General features: G+C 34.1%; 23 protein-coding genes. 12 read left to right on the forward strand and 11 right to left on the reverse strand.

What is annotated here, in order from left to right:
• The 3 genes from VB776_RS02275 to VB776_RS02285 form a co-directional block, all read right to left on the reverse strand.
• The gene (locus tag VB776_RS02275; RefSeq protein WP_323325612.1) at positions 1-435 is read right to left on the reverse strand and encodes a TPM domain-containing protein; all 435 of its coding nucleotides are present in this window, start codon (positions 433-435) and stop codon (positions 1-3) included.
• Between the two features lie 254 nt (positions 436-689).
• Positions 690-1,277 carry a LemA family protein gene (locus VB776_RS02280; protein ID WP_323325614.1) on the reverse strand — a complete coding sequence of 196 codons (588 nt, stop codon included), beginning with the start codon at positions 1,275-1,277 and terminating at the stop codon, positions 690-692.
• Positions 1,278-1,437: 160 nt separating this feature from the next.
• Positions 1,438-2,838, reverse strand: coding sequence for a DASH family cryptochrome (locus VB776_RS02285; protein WP_323325616.1), 1,401 nt, complete (start codon positions 2,836-2,838; stop codon positions 1,438-1,440).
• A gap of 249 nt (positions 2,839-3,087) precedes the next feature.
• Here VB776_RS02285 and VB776_RS02290 point away from each other — a divergent pair, with 249 nt between their 5' ends.
• Positions 3,088-3,834 carry a hypothetical protein gene (locus VB776_RS02290; RefSeq protein WP_323325618.1) on the forward strand — a complete coding sequence of 249 codons (747 nt, stop codon included), beginning with the start codon at positions 3,088-3,090 and terminating at the stop codon, positions 3,832-3,834.
• 96 nt (positions 3,835-3,930) lie between these two features.
• On the opposite strand, the gene VB776_RS02295 is transcribed toward VB776_RS02290, so the two are convergent.
• From VB776_RS02295 to VB776_RS02305, 3 genes are all read right to left on the reverse strand, one after another.
• A complete protein-coding gene (locus tag VB776_RS02295; RefSeq protein ID WP_323325620.1) occupies positions 3,931-4,653 on the reverse strand; it encodes a hypothetical protein in 723 nt (240 codons plus the stop codon).
• 99 nt (positions 4,654-4,752) lie between these two features.
• A complete protein-coding gene (locus tag VB776_RS02300) occupies positions 4,753-5,511 on the reverse strand; it encodes a DUF547 domain-containing protein (protein ID WP_323325622.1) in 759 nt (252 codons plus the stop codon).
• Between the two features lie 98 nt (positions 5,512-5,609).
• Positions 5,610-6,368 carry a methyltransferase domain-containing protein gene (locus VB776_RS02305; protein ID WP_323325624.1) on the reverse strand — a complete coding sequence of 253 codons (759 nt, stop codon included), beginning with the start codon at positions 6,366-6,368 and terminating at the stop codon, positions 5,610-5,612.
• A 116-nt stretch (positions 6,369-6,484) separates the two neighbouring features.
• Between VB776_RS02305 and VB776_RS02310 the strand changes: the two genes are divergently transcribed.
• Complete coding sequence (locus VB776_RS02310; protein ID WP_323325626.1) at positions 6,485-7,273, forward strand: SDR family oxidoreductase; 789 nt, start codon at positions 6,485-6,487, stop codon at positions 7,271-7,273.
• A gap of 116 nt (positions 7,274-7,389) precedes the next feature.
• Here VB776_RS02310 and VB776_RS02315 read toward each other — a convergent pair whose 3' ends face one another.
• From VB776_RS02315 to VB776_RS02325, 3 genes are all read right to left on the reverse strand, one after another.
• Positions 7,390-7,827, reverse strand: coding sequence for an NUDIX hydrolase (locus VB776_RS02315; protein ID WP_323325628.1), 438 nt, complete (start codon positions 7,825-7,827; stop codon positions 7,390-7,392).
• Positions 7,828-7,896: 69 nt separating this feature from the next.
• The gene (locus VB776_RS02320) at positions 7,897-8,052 is read right to left on the reverse strand and encodes a hypothetical protein (RefSeq protein WP_323256380.1); all 156 of its coding nucleotides are present in this window, start codon (positions 8,050-8,052) and stop codon (positions 7,897-7,899) included.
• Positions 8,039-8,617, reverse strand: coding sequence for a zeta toxin family protein (locus VB776_RS02325; RefSeq protein ID WP_323325630.1), 579 nt, complete (start codon positions 8,615-8,617; stop codon positions 8,039-8,041). The genes VB776_RS02320 and VB776_RS02325 overlap by 14 nt, the downstream gene beginning before the upstream one ends.
• A 96-nt stretch (positions 8,618-8,713) precedes the next feature.
• Between VB776_RS02325 and VB776_RS02330 the strand changes: the two genes are divergently transcribed.
• The 5 genes from VB776_RS02330 (at position 8,714) to VB776_RS02350 (ending at position 13,885) form a co-directional block, all read left to right on the forward strand.
• Entirely contained in the window at positions 8,714-9,433 is a 720-nt protein-coding gene (locus VB776_RS02330) for a head GIN domain-containing protein (RefSeq protein WP_323325632.1), read from the forward strand.
• 94 nt (positions 9,434-9,527) lie between these two features.
• Positions 9,528-10,625, forward strand: coding sequence for a Nif3-like dinuclear metal center hexameric protein (locus VB776_RS02335; protein ID WP_323325634.1), 1,098 nt, complete (start codon positions 9,528-9,530; stop codon positions 10,623-10,625).
• Between the two features lie 131 nt (positions 10,626-10,756).
• Positions 10,757-11,515 carry a zinc ribbon domain-containing protein gene (locus VB776_RS02340; RefSeq protein ID WP_323325636.1) on the forward strand — a complete coding sequence of 253 codons (759 nt, stop codon included), beginning with the start codon at positions 10,757-10,759 and terminating at the stop codon, positions 11,513-11,515.
• Positions 11,516-11,665: 150 nt separating this feature from the next.
• A complete protein-coding gene (locus tag VB776_RS02345; protein ID WP_323325638.1) occupies positions 11,666-13,213 on the forward strand; it encodes a tetratricopeptide repeat protein in 1,548 nt (515 codons plus the stop codon).
• 216 nt (positions 13,214-13,429) lie between these two features.
• On the forward strand, positions 13,430-13,885 hold the full coding sequence (locus tag VB776_RS02350; RefSeq protein ID WP_323325640.1) for a hypothetical protein: 456 nt from the start codon (positions 13,430-13,432) through the stop codon (positions 13,883-13,885).
• 59 nt (positions 13,886-13,944) lie between these two features.
• Here the strand turns inward: VB776_RS02350 and VB776_RS02355 are convergent, their stop codons facing one another.
• Entirely contained in the window at positions 13,945-15,642 is a 1,698-nt protein-coding gene (locus VB776_RS02355) for an OmpA family protein (protein WP_323325642.1), read from the reverse strand.
• A gap of 53 nt (positions 15,643-15,695) precedes the next feature.
• Positions 15,696-17,033, reverse strand: coding sequence for a hypothetical protein (locus VB776_RS02360; protein ID WP_323325644.1), 1,338 nt, complete (start codon positions 17,031-17,033; stop codon positions 15,696-15,698).
• 111 nt (positions 17,034-17,144) lie between these two features.
• On the opposite strand from VB776_RS02360, the gene VB776_RS02365 reads away from it, so the two are divergent.
• The 5 genes from VB776_RS02365 to VB776_RS02385 all read left to right on the forward strand — a co-directional run bounded on the left by VB776_RS02365 (position 17,145) and on the right by VB776_RS02385 (position 22,794).
• Entirely contained in the window at positions 17,145-18,065 is a 921-nt protein-coding gene (locus tag VB776_RS02365) for an FkbM family methyltransferase (RefSeq protein ID WP_323325646.1), read from the forward strand.
• Positions 18,066-18,076: 11 nt separating this feature from the next.
• The gene (locus tag VB776_RS02370) at positions 18,077-19,021 is read left to right on the forward strand and encodes a glycosyltransferase family 2 protein (protein WP_323325648.1); all 945 of its coding nucleotides are present in this window, start codon (positions 18,077-18,079) and stop codon (positions 19,019-19,021) included.
• Positions 19,022-19,044: 23 nt separating this feature from the next.
• Positions 19,045-20,547 (forward strand): oligosaccharide flippase family protein, encoded by a 1,503-nt coding sequence (locus VB776_RS02375; RefSeq protein ID WP_323325650.1) that lies wholly within the window; start codon positions 19,045-19,047, stop codon positions 20,545-20,547.
• Positions 20,548-20,631: 84 nt separating this feature from the next.
• Positions 20,632-21,867, forward strand: coding sequence for a glycosyltransferase family 4 protein (locus tag VB776_RS02380; RefSeq protein WP_323325652.1), 1,236 nt, complete (start codon positions 20,632-20,634; stop codon positions 21,865-21,867).
• Between the two features lie 120 nt (positions 21,868-21,987).
• Positions 21,988-22,794: an FkbM family methyltransferase gene (locus VB776_RS02385; protein WP_323325654.1), complete on the forward strand. Its 807-nt coding sequence runs from the start codon at positions 21,988-21,990 to the stop codon at positions 22,792-22,794.

A 22,794-nucleotide genomic window follows, 5' to 3' on the forward strand; every position in this document is an offset into this window, starting at 1 on the left:
TTAACCAAACGAAATTTCGTCTGGCAATTCGTTTGTATCATCTTTTTGGTAAGGGAAGTATTGTTTCAACTGTTCGCCTGCCAAATGTATCGCTTTGATAAAGCCTTCGGTGAAAAGTCCTTGTGAGAAATGACTTTTCAATAATTCTTTGGTCGATTCCCAAAAATCTTCGGGTACTACTTTATCAATTCCTTTATCGCCAATAACTGCAAATTTGCGGTCTTCAACTGCCAAGTAAAAAAGTACACCATTTTGTTGGGCTGTATTCGTCATTCCAATTTCTTGAAATATTTCTTTGGCTCTATCTAATACGTTTGGCTTAGTACAATTCTTCTCGATATGCAGTCGAATTTCTCCAGAACTATTCAATTCTGCTGCCTGAATTGCCTTTACAATCTGTGCTTTTTGTGCGTCATTAAAAAAGTGCTGAGGCATGAGAATTTTGAGTTTTGAGTTTGGAATGAGGAGTTTTGAGTGATTTTTTAGTTGTGAATTAGAGAATTGTGAATTAGTGATTCTTCAATGAGTGAGTTAATGATTTTTATAAATAAACACAACACATATTCACAATTCACTAATTGATAACTCACAACTCAAAAAAATCACTAACTCACAATTAATCAAAAAAGGCGAAAAGCGAAAATTTATCTTGTTTTCTGCTTTTCGCCTTGTGCGATTCCATTGAAAAACTATTTTCCAAAATCAACCGTTGGCATCTTTGATGCACCTGCATCGGCTTCAAAATAGCCTTTGGTTGTAAATCCTGAGAAGCTAGCAATTAAACTATTCGGGAAAGTAACAATTTTGTTGTTATAACCTTTTACAGTATCATTGAAACGGTCACGTTCTTCTTTGATACGATTCTCTGTACCTTCTAATTGTGACTGTAGTTCAGAGAAATTTTCAGTGGCTTTCAATTCAGGATATTTCTCAGCTACGACCATTAAACGAGATAACGAACCTGACAATTGGCTTTGAGCCTCTTGATATTTCTTCATATTTTCAGGGGTTAAATCCTTTGCGTCTAACTTAATTTGTGTAGCACCTGAACGAGCGTTGATAACATCGGTAAGTGTTTGTTTTTCAAAGTTTGCTACCCCTTTTACTGTATTTACCAAAGTTGGAATCAAATCTGCACGACGTTGATAAGCAGTTTGTACTTTCGCCCAAGATGCTTCAACCTCCTGATTTTCTGTCGCCATGCCGTTTCTGACACCAATACCCCAGAATAACAATAATGCGGCAACACCTAATCCAATAAGAAGTCCTTTTGACATAGTTTTAATTATTTAATGTGAATATGTGATGTAATACAAAGGTAAAATAATTATACCACTCTGTAAAACTGTTTCAAATGTAGATATTTTTTCAGCGTTACGAATACTTCTATGCTGAATATTTATTTTTTGATTTTGAACGGTCAAAAACCCTTTTCATTTATTTTTTGATATTCCATTTTCTTACATCAACTATCGCTTTCGGATAATCTACTCCAATGGTTACTTGATATTTTCTTTGTTCTTCGGCGGTCAACAAAGCCACTGAATGTACTTTTTCGGTAGGAACATCGGCTAATTCTGGCAACCAAAACTTTACATACTCGCCTTTGGGGTCGTAGTTATGGGCTTGTTTCAAGATATTAAAATAACGGTTTTCTCTTGGGTCGTTACCAATACCCGCCACGTAGAGCCAATTTCCCCAGTTAGAACAAACGTCGTAATCTATCAATTGACTTTCAAACCAAGCTGCTCCCCAACGCCAATCTATTTGTAAATCTTTTACCAGAAAACTCGCTACATTTTGTCGCCCACGATTCGACATAAAACCCGTTGCCAACAATTCTTTCATATTGGCATCAATCAAGGGAACACCCGTTTCGCCCAATCGCCATTTTTCAAAAATACTTTTATGCTGTTTCCAAACAACCGTTTTGCCTTGAATACCTTTTTCAAAAAATATTTTGTTGCCATACTTCAAAGCCACAAAACGGAAATAATCACGCCAAAGTAATTCAAAAATCAACCAATAAGTAGAATCATTTTGAGTGCGTTCGGCTTCGTATTTTTTAACTTGTTCGTAAACATATCTTGGCGAAATACAGCCATTTGCCAGCCAAAGCGAGAATTTAGAAGAATAATCCAAGCCCAACATTCCATTGCGAGTTTCTTTATATACTTTCAGCAAGTCTTTTTGCCAAAAATATTCCTCCAATCTTTTTAGGGCTTCGTCTTCGCCACCTTTGTATAATTGTTGATTTGTTTTTGGGAAATCAAGCTTTGGTAATTCACCAATGTCAATCGTGTTTGGGAAATTAAGATTTTTAGGAATCGGGAAAGTACTTCTTACTTTGGTCGCTCTTTCCACTTGATTTCTAAACTGGGTGAAAATATTAGGCAAATTTTCAATTTCCATGGGCAAATCATCCAAATGATAAAGCGTAGCTTGCCAGAAAAACTTCATTTTGATGCCTTCTTTTTTCAAAGCCATTTCTACCGAAGTATCTGTGTCCGTTTCTTCTGAAGTTACTTCTTCCGAAACAAATACTTCATCAATCAACAACTCTTTTGCTAATTGTGGAATGATTTCTTCGGGATGTCCAATCCTGATAATTAAGTTTGAGCCAAAACTTTGAAGGTTTTTACGAAGATTCTCAAGCGATTCAACAAGAAATTGAGTACGCAAATTACCAGTTTTGTGAAAGCCCATCGGCATTTCTTGGAACATTCTGGGGTCGAGTACGTAAAGCGGAAATACTTGCGTCGTTTTTTGTGAAGCTTTAAACAAAGCTTCATGGTCGTGAACACGTAAATCGTTGCGAAACCAAAGGAGTATTTTCATGAAATTTAAGATTGCGAAAATCGGCAATAATTTTTAAAAATGATTGAGCAAAGCCCGAAAACAGTATCAGGGAATTGTATATTAATAGCTAAATTGTATCAACTAATAATTGAGCTGAAAGTTTTTTTGTGATTATTGAGAAGTTCTTGTCAAATTAAGATGCAGGAAAAACCTACGAATAGTTCCAGAGGTAATAACAATCAAAATATAAAAACACTCGTATTTTTACAAGTCAATATTTATCTTACTATGAAGCCAATATCACTAATTTTTGCCCTAATATTTTTAACCTTAAACGCAAAAGGACAATATCCTTTTGAAAAATATCCAGCTATTAAATACCGAGAGTATAAGAACTGGAAATTTTATGATAAGACAGAAAAGGAGAATAAATTTCATTGCACCTTGACAATTCCTAAATTCTTTGATAACCAAGATAACTTAACTATTAGAATCACAACTTTTGGATATAGCGAAGGTGCATTTATACGAATTTATCACAATAAAAAATTGCTTCAAAAAAATAGCGAGCCTATGTTTTTTAATGATTTAAATATTGATAACCAATCCATTCGTGTTGCTGATATAAATGGCGATAGTTTAAAAGACATTAAAATAATTGCTTGGTATATGGGGAATGGTCTAGCAGGATTGTTCGGGCGTACAATATATCTCTTTCAAAATAAAGAAGGGCATTTTACGAAAGTGTCCTTTACTAACATAGCAGGAAATGAAGTGTTAGAGAGAGACTTTGACGGAGATGGGAACTATGAAATTATCACGATGACTTTGAAAGGATATGGGGGACACAATTACTGGCTTTTCAATCTTTTCAATTACCTCAACGGTGACCTCGTGAATGTAAACTCAAAAGATAATTATCCGATAATGATACAATACCTCAATCGTGATAATTATCAAATAACAAAGAAAATAAGTAGGAGTAAAATGAAAGCCTTTACGATGAAACTACCAGAGGGTTATGATAAGAAATAGAGCTTGTTTTGTGATTTCTGAATTACAAATCGAACATGACGAACTTCTTTTCTACTGGTCAAAGAAAAAAAGTAAATAACCCTCTAACGACCCTTTCTAATTCAAGGTTATATTAATTTGAGATGAATTAATGTTAAGCTGTCCTGTATATATTTTACAACTTAATTTTGTACGGTCGGGTGTGAAGTTGATGCTTATTTCGTTATTTTTATTATCTATGTCACAGAATAAATAAGTATCTGCATAGCTTGTATTAACTACCTTATGAGATTTATACAAGTAGATTTTCGTTCGAGATTCAATATCCAAATGCCTGTTTAATTGTAATAATTTCATATCAGAAATTACATAAAGCTTATCATTCAATCTAAATGGATTAGTACAATTACTGTAGCTATTTTTACTTTTGAGAATGTTCTGTTTAAACGAATCAAGAGTAATAATTTTTCCTACTGTGTGCCCATCTTCTGTGAATAAAGAATACTCTACAAAATAGACACCAATGGAGTCCTCATAAATTTTTGATATGCCTTGGCAGATACTTTTGTAAATCAATCTGTTATCTTTTGAGTAAACAGATAATAAATAGTCTGTCTCATTCTTGTTTATTAAGCTTATTCTAAAATTATTAAGTTTAGATGTATGCTTATTATTGGCATCTAACGATGCAATGTGAGAAACGTTTTTCTCTGCTTTGGTATTCAATCTTGAAACAGAGAATGTGTTGTTTTGTGCATTGCAACATAAGACATAGTAGAATAACCAAAAATATATTGCTACAGTGATTTTGAACATTTGAACCATCGTTAGATATTTCATGACATTGAAGACCTGTTTTGTGATTCCTAAATTAAAGAAGGTATAACTCTTTTTGATATTTTAGTCCGTAGGGAAATCCTACTACAAATTTTTCTCTAATCAAAGCCCATTCAATCCCCAATTATAATTAACAAATTGAATTTTGCCATCTGCGGGCATTTTTACTTTGGTGTATTGATTAACAAAAGCTTGTAAAGACATTCTCTTGGTGAAATCGCCTTTGTACCAATCAAAAATACTTGACAGATTTGCTCCTTTGGCTGAGACTACATTTTTCTTGTTATCGTTCAAGAAATCTATTGCTTGGTCGGTTAATTGTTCGTCGAGCGCAGTGGCGGTAAAGGCTTCATTTCTTAGTTTTGGACAAGAAATCGCCGCACAAACTAAAGCAAAATGAATGCGTGGTTCATCAAATTTTTTACGGATAATACCATTTTCTATATCATTCAAATCAAATTTTTTCCCCATCAAATTGATGAATTTTATATCCCAAGGAGAATTGATATAAGTGATATTTACTCTCACAATGTCCTTAATACTTTTCAGAGGATAATTTCTTAGAATCAGTTGTACCGTAAAAGCATTATAGGCATTAATCCAATAAGCCAATTGCTCATCTTTCGTCCAAGTTTTTTCGTTGGGTGTGTTTTTTGAGAGCATTTCCAAATACTTATTCAGGGCAACAGAATCTTTTTGAAAAGCCTTATAATTCACCATGCCGTTGGTGTTTACATACTTTTTCAGCAAGGTCGTCCAAGCATCATGACTCACAGGCTTTGCATCCGAATTTGGCACATTTGAATTAAAACAACTCGCAGAAACAGTAAAAATTGTAGCAAGAATAATGAGTAATTTCATAGTTTTGGGGGATTATTAAAATACTCTTTCATGATAAAGAGTAAAACAAATGTAATAAAATTGGTTTATTCATAGTACTCATGGCATGACCTGTCAATTCATTCATTCAGCCATGCCATGAGTGAATACTCCCGTTTACCGTTATCCTTCACAAACAAAACCACTTCCCAACGAAAAGCCCATTTCCATTTGATAGAAAAGCGAGTGAAGCCTGCTTGTTGAATGATATTTTCTAAATCTGATTTTCGAAAGGCTCGCCATACAGAAAGTTTAGCGTCGTTTTTTACTAAGTATGATTTTAAGAATAATTTGGTAATCCAAGCAATGGAATGATAGGCAAACCAATGTCGGTGAATGTCGTTAATCACAATTGCTACCCGACTTTGCTGTTTAAGTTGCTTGAGTAATTTCACTAAACTTTCATTATCAAAATGATGACAAAAGAGCGTCATCGTAACAATATCGAAGGAATGTTCCTGAAATGCTTTTGCAAAAATGTTTTGATGTAAGTATGTTATTTCTGGGAATTGAGCCGTTCTTTTTCGAGCAAACTCAATCATAAAATCGTTGGCATCAATGCCAATCAGAGTTGTTTTTAATTGTTTTTTTCTTGCCCACTTAGCAATTACCATTAACATATCACCTCCGCCACAGCCTAAATCTGCTATTTTATAAGTACTGAGTGTTGACTTTGAAGCCTTTAGCACAGTCGCTAATCCACTAACCGTTACTTGATTTCCGCCCAAGTATTGATTGATGATTGCCAATTCTTCCAAATTCTGACGGAGGGCATCATTATCTAAATCTAAGTCGTCAATCAGTTCTTTTTCTGTACTTCTAAATGATAAATCTGGCATATCTTTGTTGGTGAATACTTGTTTAAAGTTTATGAGTTTAGAGTTTGAGGTTTATGAGATAATCATATCCATGAGCTATAGTAAAAGTAGTGTAATATATTTAATTTCCTGAAAACATGAATTTAGATTTAACAGATAAAAACGCCATCGTATGTGGCAGTACGCAAGGACTTGGGCGAGCTTCAGCTATTGAATTGGCTTTACTTGGGGCAAACGTAACTTTGGTTGCTCGAAACGAAACCACACTTAAGGAAACTCTTAAAAGCTTAGATAGTTCAAAAGGGCAACAACATTCTTATTTTGTGGCTGATTTTTCTAAACCAGAAGAAGTAAAAGCTGGGATTGAGAAACATCTTGAGGCAAATCCAAACATTCATATTTTGGTGAATAATACAGGCGGGCCAGCAGGCGGAGCGATTTTGGAGGCAAAAATTGAAGAATTTACTCAGGCATTTTCTAATCATTTAATCTGTAATCATATTTTGGTGCAAGCTTGCGTGCCGAGTATGAAGGTCGCAGGTTTTGGGAGAATCATTAACGTAATTTCTACTTCGGTAAAACAACCGATTAATGGCTTGGGCGTATCGAATACTACTCGTGGAGCGGTGGCTTCTTGGTCTAAAACCTTGGCAAATGAATTAGGACAATTCGGTATTACGGTGAATAATGTTTTGCCCGGTTATACCAAAACGGCACGTTTGGATTTTGTGGTAAATGCCAGAGCCAATGCAACAGGTTTGGAAAAGGAAGAGATGGAGAAAGTATTTCAATCGGATATTCCAGCTGGAAGATTTGGTGAAGCCGAAGAATTTGGAGCAGCCGTAGCATTTTTGTGTAGCCCTGCCGCTGCTTATATCAATGGAGTGAATTTGCCAGTGGATGGTGGAAGATTAACTTGTATGTAATCTTGGTATTAAGTATAAATGAGAATATAAACCTGTAAGGGTTTGAGGTTAAAGCTCTTATTGTTAATTAATTATATAAATCTTTACAGGTTTAACTAGACACTTCTGAATACTTATCAATACCAAACTTGGTCTAATCTTCCCAAGTATTCAAAACCTTTGTTTTCTGTTAATATTACTTGTAAATCATCCGCTACATTCGGGTACATTGCTAATTGATTTAATGAAGTAATTGGTTGCCAGAGTACTTCTAAAGCAGAGGTTTCTTTGGCATTTAGTACTGGAGTTCCATCTATGATACTAGCTTTGAAAACACAGTGCAACACATCTGTTTTTTGTTGTGGTAAAATTACTTCGCCAGCCACCAGCATTTCTCCAACGGCGATTTGTATGCCTAATTCTTCTTGTAATTCTCTGATAAGTGTATCTGTAAGCGTTTCACCAGCATCTACATTTCCGCCGGGTAAATTAAAAACATCGGTATCGCCGTAACGATAACGCATCAATAATACCTTTTCATTTTCTATAATGGCTACACTTGGACGTACTTTCATAGGAGTATATAAGTAATAGTTCTGAATTGTGAATGATGAGTTGTGAATTTAATATTGGTGTTTTGGCGTTTAAATTTTCTTCGCATTAATGGTTTTGATTTGGTTATTGTTGAAAATAACCAATTTGCCGTTGTTCTTTTTTTTATTTTCAATCATTTTTTTCGATGAGATTTTCAAGCCCTCAACGATTTTATCTTGTAACGCTAAAATTTCATTCTTTTCCATTTTGAATACTTTTAAATTTTTGAAAGTCTATTATTTCTGCTTCTTCATCCTTTACTTTTTTCATAACTAAAATAGGCATTCTATCTGAGTTATCAAAAAGCATTGTATTGTCGCACAAAGGCAAGTAAATTTCAAAAAGATTTTTAAGACCACGTTCATAGCGTCTTTCAATAACATCTTCTGGAATATTATGTCCTCCTTCACTTACTCTAATTTTCACTCTTTGTTTAGCAAGTTCTGGGCTTTCCAACCAAAAAAATAGCAGTGTAACAAAGTATCCTTTCTCTTTTGCCTTTTTAATTGTTTTAGCATAAGCTTTTGATGAAAGTGTAGTTTCTAGTGCGAAATCAACATCTTTTGCTAACAATTCATCAATTCTATTAAGCATTATTTTCCCAGCTTCAAGGCTTACTTTTTCAGGTTGAAATGGAGATAATCCTTTGGCTATTTCATCAGCGTTAACAAATTCTTTACAATCAAGAACATTAGGTAAAATATAAAATGATGCAGTTGTTTTTCCTGCTCCGTTACATCCCGCAATGATATATAGATTTTTAGATGTCATTCATTTAATGTATTAAAATCCAAAAGTGATTATAGGGGGTAAAGAATATCTCATTGTCTATACTTCACAAACATAAAACTTAAACTGTCAATTTATATGAAAACCTCGCAAAAATCTTTAATAATCGCTATTTCATTATTCATGCTTTCGGCACTTTCTTCTTGTTTTGTTCATATAGAAGACCCAATGCCAGCTTATTATGAACAGCATGATTATTATTACTTCAAAAATTTCGACCAAATAAAACTGGGAAATGCTTTTAAAGTAAACATAAGTCAAGGGAATTCTTATCGCATTGAAGTAATTGGCGACGAAGCCGACCTTGAAGAATTAGATGTGTATGTTCGTAACGGGACTTTATTTGCCGAATATGTAAATTATAGAAATCGTAGATATAATGTTGAGATTAATATCACGATGCCAAGTTTAAGAATGGTTGACCTATCTGGGGCAAGTAATTCATATATTGAAGGTTTTTCATTACGAAATCTGAACATTTACTTGTCGGGTGCTTCGCAATTAAAAACAGACTTAGATGTACAAAACTTAGTTTTTGATATTTCTGGTGCTTCACAGTTATCAATGTATGGCGACGGAGAAAAAATTATCGGTACTGTTTCAGGCTCATCGCAAGTAAACAATTTCAATTTTGTTACCGACGAACAAAATTTAGATGTTTCAGGAGCAAGCAGAGTAAGAGTAAATACGATAAGATTCCTCAGAGTATTAGCTTCTGGAGCAAGTAATGTACGCTACCGAGGAAATCCAACGCTTGAAAGAAGTACTTCTGGAGGCAGTGTAGTTGAACGAGATTAAATTTAATTTCCAAACCAAATCGTAGAAAGGGGCAATAAATTGTTGCTCCTTTTCTATTTTTGAGGCTGTATCCAATTTTCAATCGTTCATACTCATGCCAAGCATCAAAGATATTACCAATTATTTAGAGCAACTCGCCCCACTGGCTTACCAAGAAAGTTATGATAATGCTGGTTTAATTGTTGGTTCGCCACAAACTATAGTTTCTGGTGTACTCGTTACGCTTGACTGCACCGAAGAAATTATCCATGAAGCCATCAAAAGAGATTGTAATTTGATTGTGGCACATCATCCAATTGTCTTCAAAGGTTTAAAACGCTTCAATGGAAAAAATTATGTAGAACGTGCGGTAATGCTCGCCATTAAAAATGACATTGCCATTTATGCCACACACACTAATCTGGACAGCGTAAAAGGTGGAGTGAATTTTATGATTGCTGAAAAATTAGGTTTGGAAAATGTAAGAATTTTTTCACCTAAAAAGCAAATATTAAAGAAATTGGTCACGTTTGTGCCAACAGAAAATGCAGCTAAATTGTTAGAAGTACTTCATGAAGCTGGTGCTGGACAAATTGGAGAATATAAAAATTGTAGTTTTTCAGTAGAAGGAATTGGAAGATTTACACCTTCGGGCAATGCAAATCCAGTAATTGGTACTTTGAACGAAGCCGAAGAAGTAATAGAAAATAGAATTGAAGTAATTTTTGATGCTCACCAAGAATTTAAAATTATCAAAGCCCTAAAATCGGCTCATCCTTATGAAGAAGTAGCCTATTATGTCAGTGTTCTTGAAAACGAAAATCAAGAAGTAGGTTCTGGCGTTATTGCAACATTAACAGAATCTTTACCTGAAATTGATTTCTTAACGATGCTAAAAAGTAAAATGGCATTAAAAGTAATTCGTCATACGCCATTATTAGGTAAAGAAATTAAGAAAGTTGCACTGTGCGGAGGAGCAGGAGGTTTTTTATTGAAAGACGCCATTAATCAAGGAGCAGACGTTTTTATTACCGCAGATTACAAATATCACGAGTTTTTTGATGCCGAAAATCAAATTATTATCTGTGATATAGGACATTATGAGTCAGAAGTTTATACAAAGGAGTTAATTGTTAGGTATTTGTCTGAAAAATTTAGTAATTTTGCGGTTCTCAAAAGTCAGGTCAATACAAACCCTGTACAGTATTTTTGATTTTGTTATCAGTGATTCGTGATTGGTTCAAATTGATTAATTATCTTTCCTGAAAATGCAGGATAATTAGTCCATCTCAACTAATAACTTAATACCGATAGCGGTTACACAGATAAAACCGAATAAAACCAATGGCAGCAGTAGCAACCGAAACAACCATTGCTCAGAAATTAGAAGCTCTTTTGAAGCTTCAAAACATAGATTCAGCCTTGGATGGCATCAAAAAGATGCGAGGCGATTTACCCGAAGAAGTACGTGATTTGGAAGATGAAGTTGCTGGTATCGAAACCCGTATTAGCAAATTCAACAAAGAAATCGCTATTTTGGAAGAAGACATTACGAAAAATCGTAATGCTAAAAAAGAAGCTGAAAAGTTGGTTAATAAGTACAAAGACCAACAAATGAATGTGCGTAACAACCGTGAGTATGATGCAATCTCTAAAGAAATTGAATTGCAACAACTTGAAATGGAGTTGGCTGACAAACGTACTCGTGAATTTGAATTCAAGATTTTGAATAAAAAAGATGATGTTTCTGAAACAGAAACTCGTTTGAATACTCGTAAAAAAGACCTTGATGCAAAAAGAAAAGAATTAAATGTTTTGATTGCTGAAAGCGAAGAAGACGAACAAAAATTAATGAACAACCGTGATAAGGCTGTGAAATTTGTTGAAGAACGTTTATTACGCCCTTACGATAAATTACGTGGAAATTATCCAAACGGTTTAGCAGTTGTTTTAGTTAAACGTGGTGCTTGTGGAGGTTGTTTTAGTGCAGTTCCACCACAACGTCAGGCTGATATCAAAGACAAGAAAAGAATTATTGTTTGTGAACACTGTGGACGTATTTTAGCAGACGTTGAAGACATCGTTTTCATCTCTAAGAAATAAATCATTTTGGTTTGCAAGACAAAAAGCCCGTAACTTCAACGTTATGGGCTTTTTTGATGTTGATAAAATCGTTTAGGATTAGTCTGATAGCCAACAATTTTCTTAAATATTATTGTATAATTTCCGTTTGTACAATAATCAACGCATTCAATGACACAAATTCCTCAAAACCATATTGATAAGATTCAACTTTGGTTGAGAAAATACGCTTCAAAGAAAATACTCCTTACTTTTTGGATGATTTTTTTGTTGCTAAATACTTCTGGAAAAGCCTCAGATTTCGAGATGAATGGCATTATGCAAAAAGCTCATTCTGAAATTTTGAAAATGAAAATTGCCAATGGTAGAAGTATTTTAGCCCATGATAAATCTATAAATGGTGTAAATATTTATCTAAACAGTTATGCCGATTTAATAGAATTGATGATTACGGAAGATAAATCGCTTTATGAAAAGTTTATCAATCATCAAGACGAACGCATGGATTTAATAGAAAACCTTGATAAAAAATCACCTTATTTTCGTTTTTTATTAGCAGAACTTCATTTGCATTCAGCTTTTGTAAAGTTGAAATTCGGACATGAAACCAAAGGAAGTTGGGAAATCATTAAAGCCTACAAACTTTTGGAAGCCAATGCTAAAGAATTTCCTAATTTTTTACCCAATCAAAAATCACTTGGTTTATTGCATATTTTGATTGGCTCAACGCCAGAAAATTATCAATGGGTTATTAAACTGATTGGCTTGAAAGGAAATATCAAACTCGGATTAAGTGAATTACAAAATGTGATTCATAAAGACAGTGTTTTTAAAGAGGAAGCACTGTTTTTAGATTTTGTCGTCCATGCTTACATCTTAAAATTCAATCCTAAAAAACTCAATGAATTTCAGCAATTCATCCATCAACATCAGGATAATTTACTTTTTCAGTTTTTCGGCGTAACTACTTTTATGAAAGAAGGTAAAAGTGAAATTGCTTTCGATATTCTTGAAAATCGCCCAGAAAGTACAGAGTATTTAGCTTTTCCATTTCTTGAATATCTTAAAGCAGATATTTTATTACAGAAAGGACAATACCAATTGGCTTCAAAAGGTTTTCAAAGTTTTTTAGCTCATTATAAAGGTTTTAACTTTGTAAAAGATACTTACTACAAAATATTTCTTTGTTATTGGTTGAATAATGAAGATGCTAAAGGAAAAGCTTTTTTAGAAAAAGTAAAATCAGTTGGCGAAAACATTGTTGAAGCCGACAAAGCTGCTACTAAATTTGCAGATAACTTTTTAGCATTAAACCCTAAAAAACCGATTAGTCAGAAAGTGCTGATGAAAGCCCGTTTGGCTTGTGATGGCGGTTTTTATGACAAAGCTTTGATGCTGCTGGAAAAGTATTCAGAAAGTAATTTTGAACAAATTCAAGACCGAATGGAATTTAACTACCGAAAAGGAAGAATTTTTCAACTGTCGAACAATATTCTACAAGCAATTCCTTTTTATGAACGTGCCATTGTTTTGTCAGCACAACAAATAGTTTCTTTTGGTGCCAATTCAGCTTTACAATTAGGCTATATTTACCAAGCAAAAGGCGAAAAAGTAAAAGCAAAAAACTATTTTGAAAAGGCTATTTCTTACAAAAAACACGAGTACAAGAATTCTATCGACAACAAAGCAAAAGCTGCTTTGAATGAATTAGGATACTGAGGAATGTGGAGTTTTGAATTTGGAATACGGAGTTTCAAATGAAAACAGATGAAGTTACTTCAGCTTTTTACAGACAAGTATCATCAGCGAAAATCTGCGAATATAATCTCTGAATACCTGCGGGATAAAACTCTCAGAAGTAAATTTTTAAAATCATAACAAAATAATAAGCCAAAAGCTAATTGCTCAACGCTAAAAAACCTAACAATCAAATTCATGAAACTACTTAAGCTATTTTTATTATTCCTTACTTTTCAATTTATCAATCACGCTGTCAAAGCACAAGCCATTAGCTATTATCCTTTCAATAGCCAATTGTCGATTGCTACCAATCCTACTAAAGTCGTTTGGATGGATTTTCGTTTTCAGATGAATTCCTTTACTTCTTCTTTAAATACTGAACCAGCCTTGATGGTTAATCTTGGTTATACCAAAAATGCTTTTATTTATGCTGGCGGTGGAGTAAACTTTGGAATTGTGGCTTCTATTGTTGACAATCAAGATCTTGTAAAAGGTTACTTTGGAAGTGTTGGAATGCGTGCTTATCCTTTTGAAAAAGCACCCAAAGTGAGTGTCAATTTTGAACTTAGTCCTTATGTAAATTATGACGGAACAAGTGGAGTTTTCAGAGCTTGGCTAGGTGTTGGTTATCATTTTGGTGGAAAGAAATAATTTGTAGAGTTTTAAAACAGAAAAGACTTCGTTTTTGGCGAAGTCTTTTCTGTTTTAACCTAATTGATTTTAAACTGCACTCTTCTATTTTTTGCTTTATTTTCATCAGTATCATTAGGCACAAGTGGTTGCGTTTCGCCATAGCCTTTTGCAATCATTCTGTCGGCTTTGATACCTTTGGTCGTTAAATAATCTACCACAGCTTTTGCTCTTTTTTCTGAAAGTTTCAAGTTTGTATCATCATTTCCAACATCATCAGTATGTGCTGAAATTTCTACTTTAATGGTTTTATTACCATCTAACAAAGCCACCAAACGGTCTAATTCTTCTCCAGATTCAGGTTTTAATTCGGCTTTACCAGTTTCAAAAGTAATATCTTGTAATTGTACGACAACATCTTTCTTCAAAACTGCCAATGGTATTTTCTTCAATCTATCTTTAAAAGCATCCACAGTATCAGGCTTGAATGAACGGGAGAAAAACGAATAACCCAAAGTATTGGCTGCAAATTTGTAAAGCTTGCCAATTTCAAGTGTAACATTGGCAATGTCTTTATCCACTTTTACTTCTAGCAACTGTTTCGTTTCAGCATCCATTACTTTTACTTTCGGGTCTTTCAAAATAGCCTTTGTATCTTTATCAAGCAGCTGAAATTGGAACTGTAGTTTCTTTGGAATCAATTCAATGTTTTTCTCAATGTTATCTGTTTCTTTGGCTGTACTCATGTCCATTTTACCACGATAAGGCAAATAATCTGCCAATGGCGAAGTCGTCACATCGTACTTACTTCCAACACGGTAAATGATAGAAAACAAACCGTTGGCATCTACAGTCGTATTGATTGCTCTTTCTTTGGGATTTGAGCTTTTTGAAGTTAATTTTGTGGCAATTGGTTGTTTAGTAATGGCATCAATTACTTTCCCATCAACCGTTACTAATTTATATTTTCTGTATTTATCAGGAATGGTTACGGTATAAATATCGCCAGCAGTATGATAATACATTAAATCACCAGCGGCCGAAACCGATGCAAATTGGTCGTCTTCTTCAGTATTGATGTATTCCAAGTTGATAGGAGTACTCCAAGAACCATCATCTTCCTGAAAAGATTGATACAAATCAAAACCACCAACGCCGTCTTTTCTCACAGAACTAAAAATCAAAGTACGGTTATCTGCCATGATTCTTGGAGCTTTCTCACAATCCATATTGATTGGAGCTGGTAATTTTTCGGCAACTCCCCAAGTTTCATCATCTTGTTTTTTAGAAACCCAAATGGTATAACACAAAGCTTTGTCTTTTCTTTTAGAAAAATTATCACGGATAAAATACATAGATTTTCCATCAGCAGAAACCGAAGGAAAACCTTCATAGGCTTTGGTATTGATATTACTCCCAAACGTTTTTGGTTCTGACCAATCAGTGCCATTCCAAGTAGAATGATAAATATCCATATCGCCTTGTCCACCTTCAAAAGAAGCAAAAAAGAAAAGGGTTTTTCCGTCATAGCTAATAGATGGTCCACCGATTAAATCATTGTCTTTCCCGATTTTATTAATATTTACAATGGGTTTTGGAGGAGTCCATCTATTTTTTTCATTTTTTGTGGTGTAATACAATTCCCATTTTCCTTCGCCAGCACGGTCGGTTTCAAAAATCATCGTTTTGTTGTTGGCACTGATGGAAGGAGCATATTCATTAAATGTTGGGTGATTAACTGGAGGACCTAATGAACGGCGTACTTGGGCAAAATTCATAGAGATATTGCACAATAACAATATCATAAAAAATAGTAACGAGCTAAGACGATTCATTGAAATTTCGGGTTTGGTTGTATGAAATTTTCTAGGCTTAAAGGCAAAATCCAAAGATTAATAAATACCAAATGAGCGGCATATCTTGGCTGGATTTCTAAACAAAACACATGAATTAATATATATAGAAAAGTGCTTATTAAAGTACAAAAAGCAAATACTTCAATGGCAATTAACTGTTTCTTTCTGAATAATTTAAAAAGATAAATCGCATTGCTGAAATAACTAATCAAAACTGTAAAAGTTGATAAAAGAAAAATCGCCTTCATCAATAAATTCCAAATAGGGTTTCTATCTGGTGGATTACTCTTTGCAAAAAACCAATAAGAAGTAAAATAAGGTACTAACAAACGGATCGCTCGCTGTAGCGATTGACGAATGTTGGCTTGCCAATTGGCTTTTACTCTTTCAATCGTTATTGGTTTTAATATTGTTCGCAAAGCTTCTCCATTCCACTGAAGTGGTTCTGCTATTTTTTTAAATTGTGTAATGTCTTCGGCATTATAACTTCCTTTCGCTTTGGCGTTGAATCCTACATAAATACTCCAAATTCCATTTTGTGGAGGCTGATAAGCCAATTTTTCAGAAATGTTTCTGTATAAATTCATTGAAATAAACAAGAATAAACTAAAGACAAGTCCATACTGCACAATTGTTGCTTTACGAGTACTGGTTAATGTTTTTTTACCAATTACTTTGAGGTAAAAAAGACCAAAACCAAAAAATAATAAATAATAGAAACTCAAAGGACGAACAAACTGAGCCAAGCCAAAAGTAAATGCAATGCCTAAAATCAGTAAAGTTCTTGGTAAAATACCAAAAGTATTTTCATTTTGCAAATACCTGATTAATAGAAAATTACCGATTGCAAAAAAGAATAAAAAATTAAACTCAGCTGCCAGAAAACCCATCAAGCTTAAATAGGATACACAGATAGAAAGGCTAACTGTTCCGATGTATTTTATCCAAGAAAATTGCGTTTTGAAACTTAAATGGGCTAAAATAATTGCCGTGAGATATTGACAAATATTAAGAAATTGTATGATTGCTGGATTAACCGAATGAAAGATGTTAAAAACTTTGCTGATTAAAAATGGATGTCCAGGTGCTTGAAAGAAAAGAAATTGTGGAGACATTTTTGCAGTTGCTAAAAACAAAACACTTTCTTCATAATAGTTTTTAAAATCTGAAATCTGAGTGTAATTCCAAAGAGTAATTAAGCAGGAATAAGCAATAAAAACGAACGTAATAAAAAGTAAAAAAATAATGAATGATGGTGATTGCGACGAGATACTCGTCCCCAATAAAGGGAATTTAAACTTTAAGTTTTTCATTCGTTAGATTTGCGAAATAAGACAATATTGAGGCACAAGCAAAATCAAATTTTTTGAGCTATCTTAAAATCTGTAACTTTGTAAATACTTCAAAATAACCATTAGTAAAAGATGACACAAATTAACAAAAATAGTGTGCTGAAAACAATTTATCAGAATATCCCTTTTAAAAGACAAATATTTGAGCTCATCAGAACCGTCTATGTTCCTTCAAAATCTGTTTATCGTCATCTTTTTTTTGATGGAAAATTTAAAGTAAAAGTAGAAGGTGATAAATCTTTCTACATCAATCATTACAATACACACGGTTTTATTATTGAAGACGGACTTTTTTGGGTTGGTTTAGGCGTTGGTCGTGAAGGTTATTCTTTAAGATTATGGACGAAACTTTCTAAATCGTCAAAAGTAGTTTTTGATGTGGGAGCAAACACTGGGATGTACTCTTTGCTGACCAAAAGTGTGAATCCTTCGGCAGCCGTTTACGGTTTTGAACCTGTAAAAAGAACACACGATAAGTACGCTGCCAATTGCAAATTGAATAATTATGAAGTAAGAGCAGAATGGATGGCGGTTTCGGATTTCACGGGCGAACTTACTTTGTACGATATTCCAGAAGCCAACAATTATAGTGCTACTTTAAACAAAGAGTTTTCGGATGTACGTCATGTTTCTCATAAAGACACTCGTTTTGAAACAAAAGTACCAGCTACTACGCTGAAAGATTATATCGAAGCCAACAACATCACTAACATTGATTTAATGAAAGTGGATGTGGAAATGCACGAACCAGAAGCTTTACGAGGCATGGGTGAGTACTTGCAGAAATTCCAGCCAACTTTGTTAATCGAAATTTTTACAGATGAATTAGGCAAACAAGTACAAGAAATTCTGAAAGGTTGTAATTATCTTTTTTACAGTATCGACGAGGATGGTACAACAACTTTACAAAAAGATATTATTGCTACCGACGAATCAAATTATTTGATTTGTCGCCCAGAAATTGCTAGAAGCTTGGGCTTGTTGGAAGTATAATTTTTATGAAGATGGAAGGTATCGTTCATAAAAATACTTGGGTAATTATTGTGTATTATAATGGTTTGGAATGGATTGAAAGCTGTTTGAAAAGTTTTGAAAACAGTTATTTCAAAGACCAAATTATTGTTGTGGATAATCATTCGCCTGAAAAAACTGGTATTGAGCTGATTAAAAAGCAATTTCCTGCTGTTAAACTCATTGAACTAAACGAGAATATTGGTTTTGGAAGAGCCAATAATTTGGGTATTGAATATGCTATTGAACGGAATGCGGAGTATGTTTTTCTATTAAATCAAGACGCTTGGTTGATTGAAAATGACTGTGTAGAACGTTTGGTAGAAGTAGCAGAACGCAATCAAGATTTTGGTATAATTAGTCCAGTGCATTTTAATGCTGCAAAAACGGCTTTAGACGAAGGTTTTGGCATTTACTTGTCGAGTTCAAAAAACTGGCGATGGGCATCGGATACTTTTTTTGAAAAGAAGAAAGAAATTTACGAGTTATCTTTTGTAAATGCCGCTGCTTGGTTGCTGAATTTGAAAGCATTTCATAAAATCGGTTACTTCGACCCAGCTTTTTTTATGTATGGTGAAGACGTTGACCTTGTGAATCGTACGTTGTTTCATCGTTTTAAAATCGGTTTCGTTCCTAATGCAAGTATTGTTCATGCACGAGAAAATCGTCCGAAAAGTATCAATAAAGCGAGTCTTTCATACTCAGAAAAAATGCAATTTTACGGACAATACTTGGCTTTGCTCAAGAATGTTCGTTGGGGTTTAGGAAAAGCTTTTGTGAAATTTCAAACACTTTGGTTAACTCATATTATTGAGCAAATTGCTCAGCAATCTTGGAAAAGAAGCTGGCAAATACTATTCATCGGCTTCGGAATGATGGGTAGATTGATTCAACTCTATTCATCAAGACAAAAATATAAACGAGGTTTCTCGAAGTAATTTTGTTGTTTAATCTTTATTTAATGGGCATCGTCATTCGTCAAAGCATCAAAAGTTCGATTGTCACCTACGTCGGAGTAGTAATCGGAACGGTTAATGTTTTGTTTCTTTATAGTAAGTTTCTTTCACCTCAGCAATTAGGTTTATATACGGCTTTAATTAGTTTTCCTCAAGTATTTGCAGCATTTTCAAATTTAGGAACACCCCACGTTGGCGTTAGATTCTTTAGCCGATTTGCTGATCCAGAACGCCAACACAATGGCTTTTTTGGCTATTTATTGTTAGCTCCTTTCGTTGGTTTTTTACTGTTTTTACTCGCTTACGTAGGTTTAAAAGGTGTTTTTCAGTCAGTTTATATGGATAATTCTCCATTACTGATTCAATATTATTGGTACTTGCCTCTAATCACTTTTTTCCTGCTTTATGCTACTACTTTAGAAACTTATAGCAAAGTACATCTTCGGATTGTTGTACCAACGATTCTCAGAGAAATTTTCTTGAAATCATCTAATTCAATTTTAGCGATATTATTTGGCTTTAAGTTTATTACTTTCGACCAATTACTGAATGGCATTATTCTGGTTTATTTCTTGAATATCTGTTTCTTGTTAATCTACATCAAAATCTTAGGGAAACTTTACCTTCGTTTTAATTTTAGTTTCTTGAAACAACCGATTTTCAAAGAAATGTATATGTACGGACTTTGGACGATACTTGGCGGAGCAACGGCTACGCTTTTGCCCAATATCGAAAAATTGATGCTTCCTGCTTACAAAGGAGGTTTAGATAGTACTGCAATTTTCTTTATTGCTTCAAGCATCGGGATGGTGATTGCCATTCCTCGAAATGCCATTGCGTCAATCACAGAGCCACTTTTGGCGGAATCTTGGAAGAATAATAACCTTGAACACATTGAAGAAATTTATCAGAAATCTGCCCTGAATTTATTGATTGTTGGTGGATTTTTGTTTTTAGGAATTTGGACAAATATTGACGCTGTTTTTCAAATTATTCCAAATGCGGCTGTGTATAGTCAAGGGAAATTTGTGGTTTTAATGGTCGGTTTGTACAGCGTTTTCGACATGGCAACGGGATTAAACTCTGAAATTCTGAAGAATTCTCCTTACTATAAATATGATTTTGGATTTTATATCATCCGTTTTGTAGTACTCTTATTGGTGAATTTAATTTTTATTCCAATTTATGGCTACAATGGTGCGGCTTTGGCGATGCTCGTTTCGGTGGTAGTGTATAATTTGGTGAAATTCTTTTTTATCAAGTATAAACTTAATCTACAACCATTCAATTTAGCGACGGTAAAAACACTTTTATTAGGCTTTTTTACTTATGGAATCACACTTTTTATTCCAAGTTTTGAAGGTGATATTTGGATGAGTTTTGTGAATATCTCCATAAAATCCGTTTGTATTACGATACTCTTTGGTGGAGGAGTATTGTTCCTTGAAATATCCGAAGATTTGAATAGAACTGTAAAATCGTTGATAAAAAAAGTGATTGGTAATTAGTATTTTACTTAATCATATAAATAACTAATAGAAATTTGTCCAGTGAAGATTGACCAATCACCAATTTCTAATCACTAAAAAACAATGAAAATATTATTTACTTTTGGTGGCTTGCCACATTATTATAACTTGGTTCTCAATCGCTTAAATCGTATTGAAGGACAAGAAATCGTTGTGATTGCTCCAAAAAGTGGTGGAAAAACCGTTGGTTCTGGCGTTCATCAAACCTTAGATGGCATTGAATTCAAAGTACATTTCTTAGAAGAATACAAAACGCTTTGGGGCAAACCTTTCTTCAAAAATTTTATCGAAACTATTGAAGCTGAACGCCCAGACGTAATCGTTACGATTTGGCCTTATATTTTGGCTTTTGTGTATAATCCGATGTTACTTTGGAAAATAAGAAGCATGGGAATAAAATTGATATTGAAAGAAATTCCATTCAATATTCCAAAATTCAAAGAAGCGCTTGATTATTATGCCAACGGCGGTGTAGCGTCAGAAACGATGCAAACCAATTTGAAACCCGATAGTTTGGCTTTCAAATTAAAATATACTCTGCTAAAATATTCGTACAAAAGAGCTTTTAATTTGGTTGATGCTCACGTAGATTATACTGAAGAAGCTTACGAAGTATTTGGTAGTTATGGCGTTCCGAAAGAGAAAATCTTTGTTATTTACAATTCGCCAGATACTGATTTGATTTTGGCAGATAAAGCCAAAATTGAAGGGATAAATACTGTTTTGCCCGAAAATCCACTGCGACTTTTACACGTTGGAAGATTAGTAAAATGGAAAAGAGTAGATATGTTGATAGAAGTTTTCAGTAAACTCTTGGTGCAATTCCCAACGGCTGAATTAGTGATTGTTGGTACTGGACCAGAAGAGGAAAATCTCAAAGAACAAGCTATCGCTTTGGGCATTGAAAAGCAAGTAGTGTTTACGGGTGGTGTGTATAAAATGACTGAACTTGGACAATACTTCAACGCTTCGCTGGTGTATGTTTTGGCAGGAATGGGCGGTTTGTCTATCAACGATGCGATGTGTTTTGATAAACCTATCGTTTGTGCAGTGGCGGATGGAACAGAGAAAAAATTGGTAAGAGATGGCTACAACGGCTTTATTTTTGACGATGGTAATGCAGATGATTTATTTAAAAAATTAGCCGTACTTTTGTCTGACCCAGCAAAAACTCGCCAAATGGGACTTAATTCTGGTCAAATTATTCGTGATGAAGTAAATATTCATGTAGTAATTAAAAATTATCAAAGAGCTTTTGAAAGCTGTCGGTCATCGGCTGTCAGCAATCGGCTTAAGTAGTTAAATTAATAGAGTTGATAAGCTATTTTTGACAAATCAGCGTAAATCAGTGGGAAATAATAGGTAAAATATCAAAGAAAAGCTGAAAGCCGAAAGCTGAAAGCTGATGACCATATCAAAATGTTTGTTTTAAAATACATATTAAAAGGACCATATCATGCTTTCAGAACTCCTGAAAGTCGTGAATTACTCAAGCTTTTCAGAAAATATGGAGATGTAAAACGCTACGAAGCTCGTGAAGTAACATTTCAAAGAATGACATTCCAAGTCCCCGATTGTATGTCTTTTCTTTTTCAGTTTCAAGAAATTTTCGTTGAACAGTTTTATAAATTCAATACCAATTCGACAAAGCCAGTGATTTTAGATTGCGGAGCAAATATTGGTTCAAGTTGTGCATTTTTCAAAAGAGAGTATCCAAATGCACAAATCACTGCTTTTGAAGCCGATGCTAAAATTGCTACAATACTCCAGTCAAATCTCAGTAAAAATGGATTTTCGGACGTAGAAGTAATCAATAAAGCCGTTTGGATTGATGACGAAGGCATTGAATTCGCCTCTGAAGGTTCAGACGGAGCGTCGATTTATGGCGAAGGTGATAAAGTAAAAGTTGCTTCTTTTCGGTTGAAAGATGTACTTGATAAAACGCCTTCGGTAGATATGCTAAAAATGGATATTGAAGGGGCAGAAACAGCCGTTTTGAAAGACTGTGCCGATTCATTAAAGCAAGTAAAAAACATCTTTATCGAATATCACGCTTTTCCAGAACAAACTCAGGAATTAGGCGAAATTTTGAATATTTTGGTCAAAAACGGTTTCCGTTACTTTATCAATTCTGCACAAGACCGCACGAAGCCGCTCGTTAATCATCGCTATAAAGGTAACGACTTGATGGATTTGCAACTAAACATTTTTGGCTATCGTCCATAA

Source organism: Arcicella gelida, from assembly GCF_034931025.1.
Lineage (GTDB): Bacteria > Bacteroidota > Bacteroidia > Cytophagales > Spirosomataceae > Arcicella > Arcicella gelida.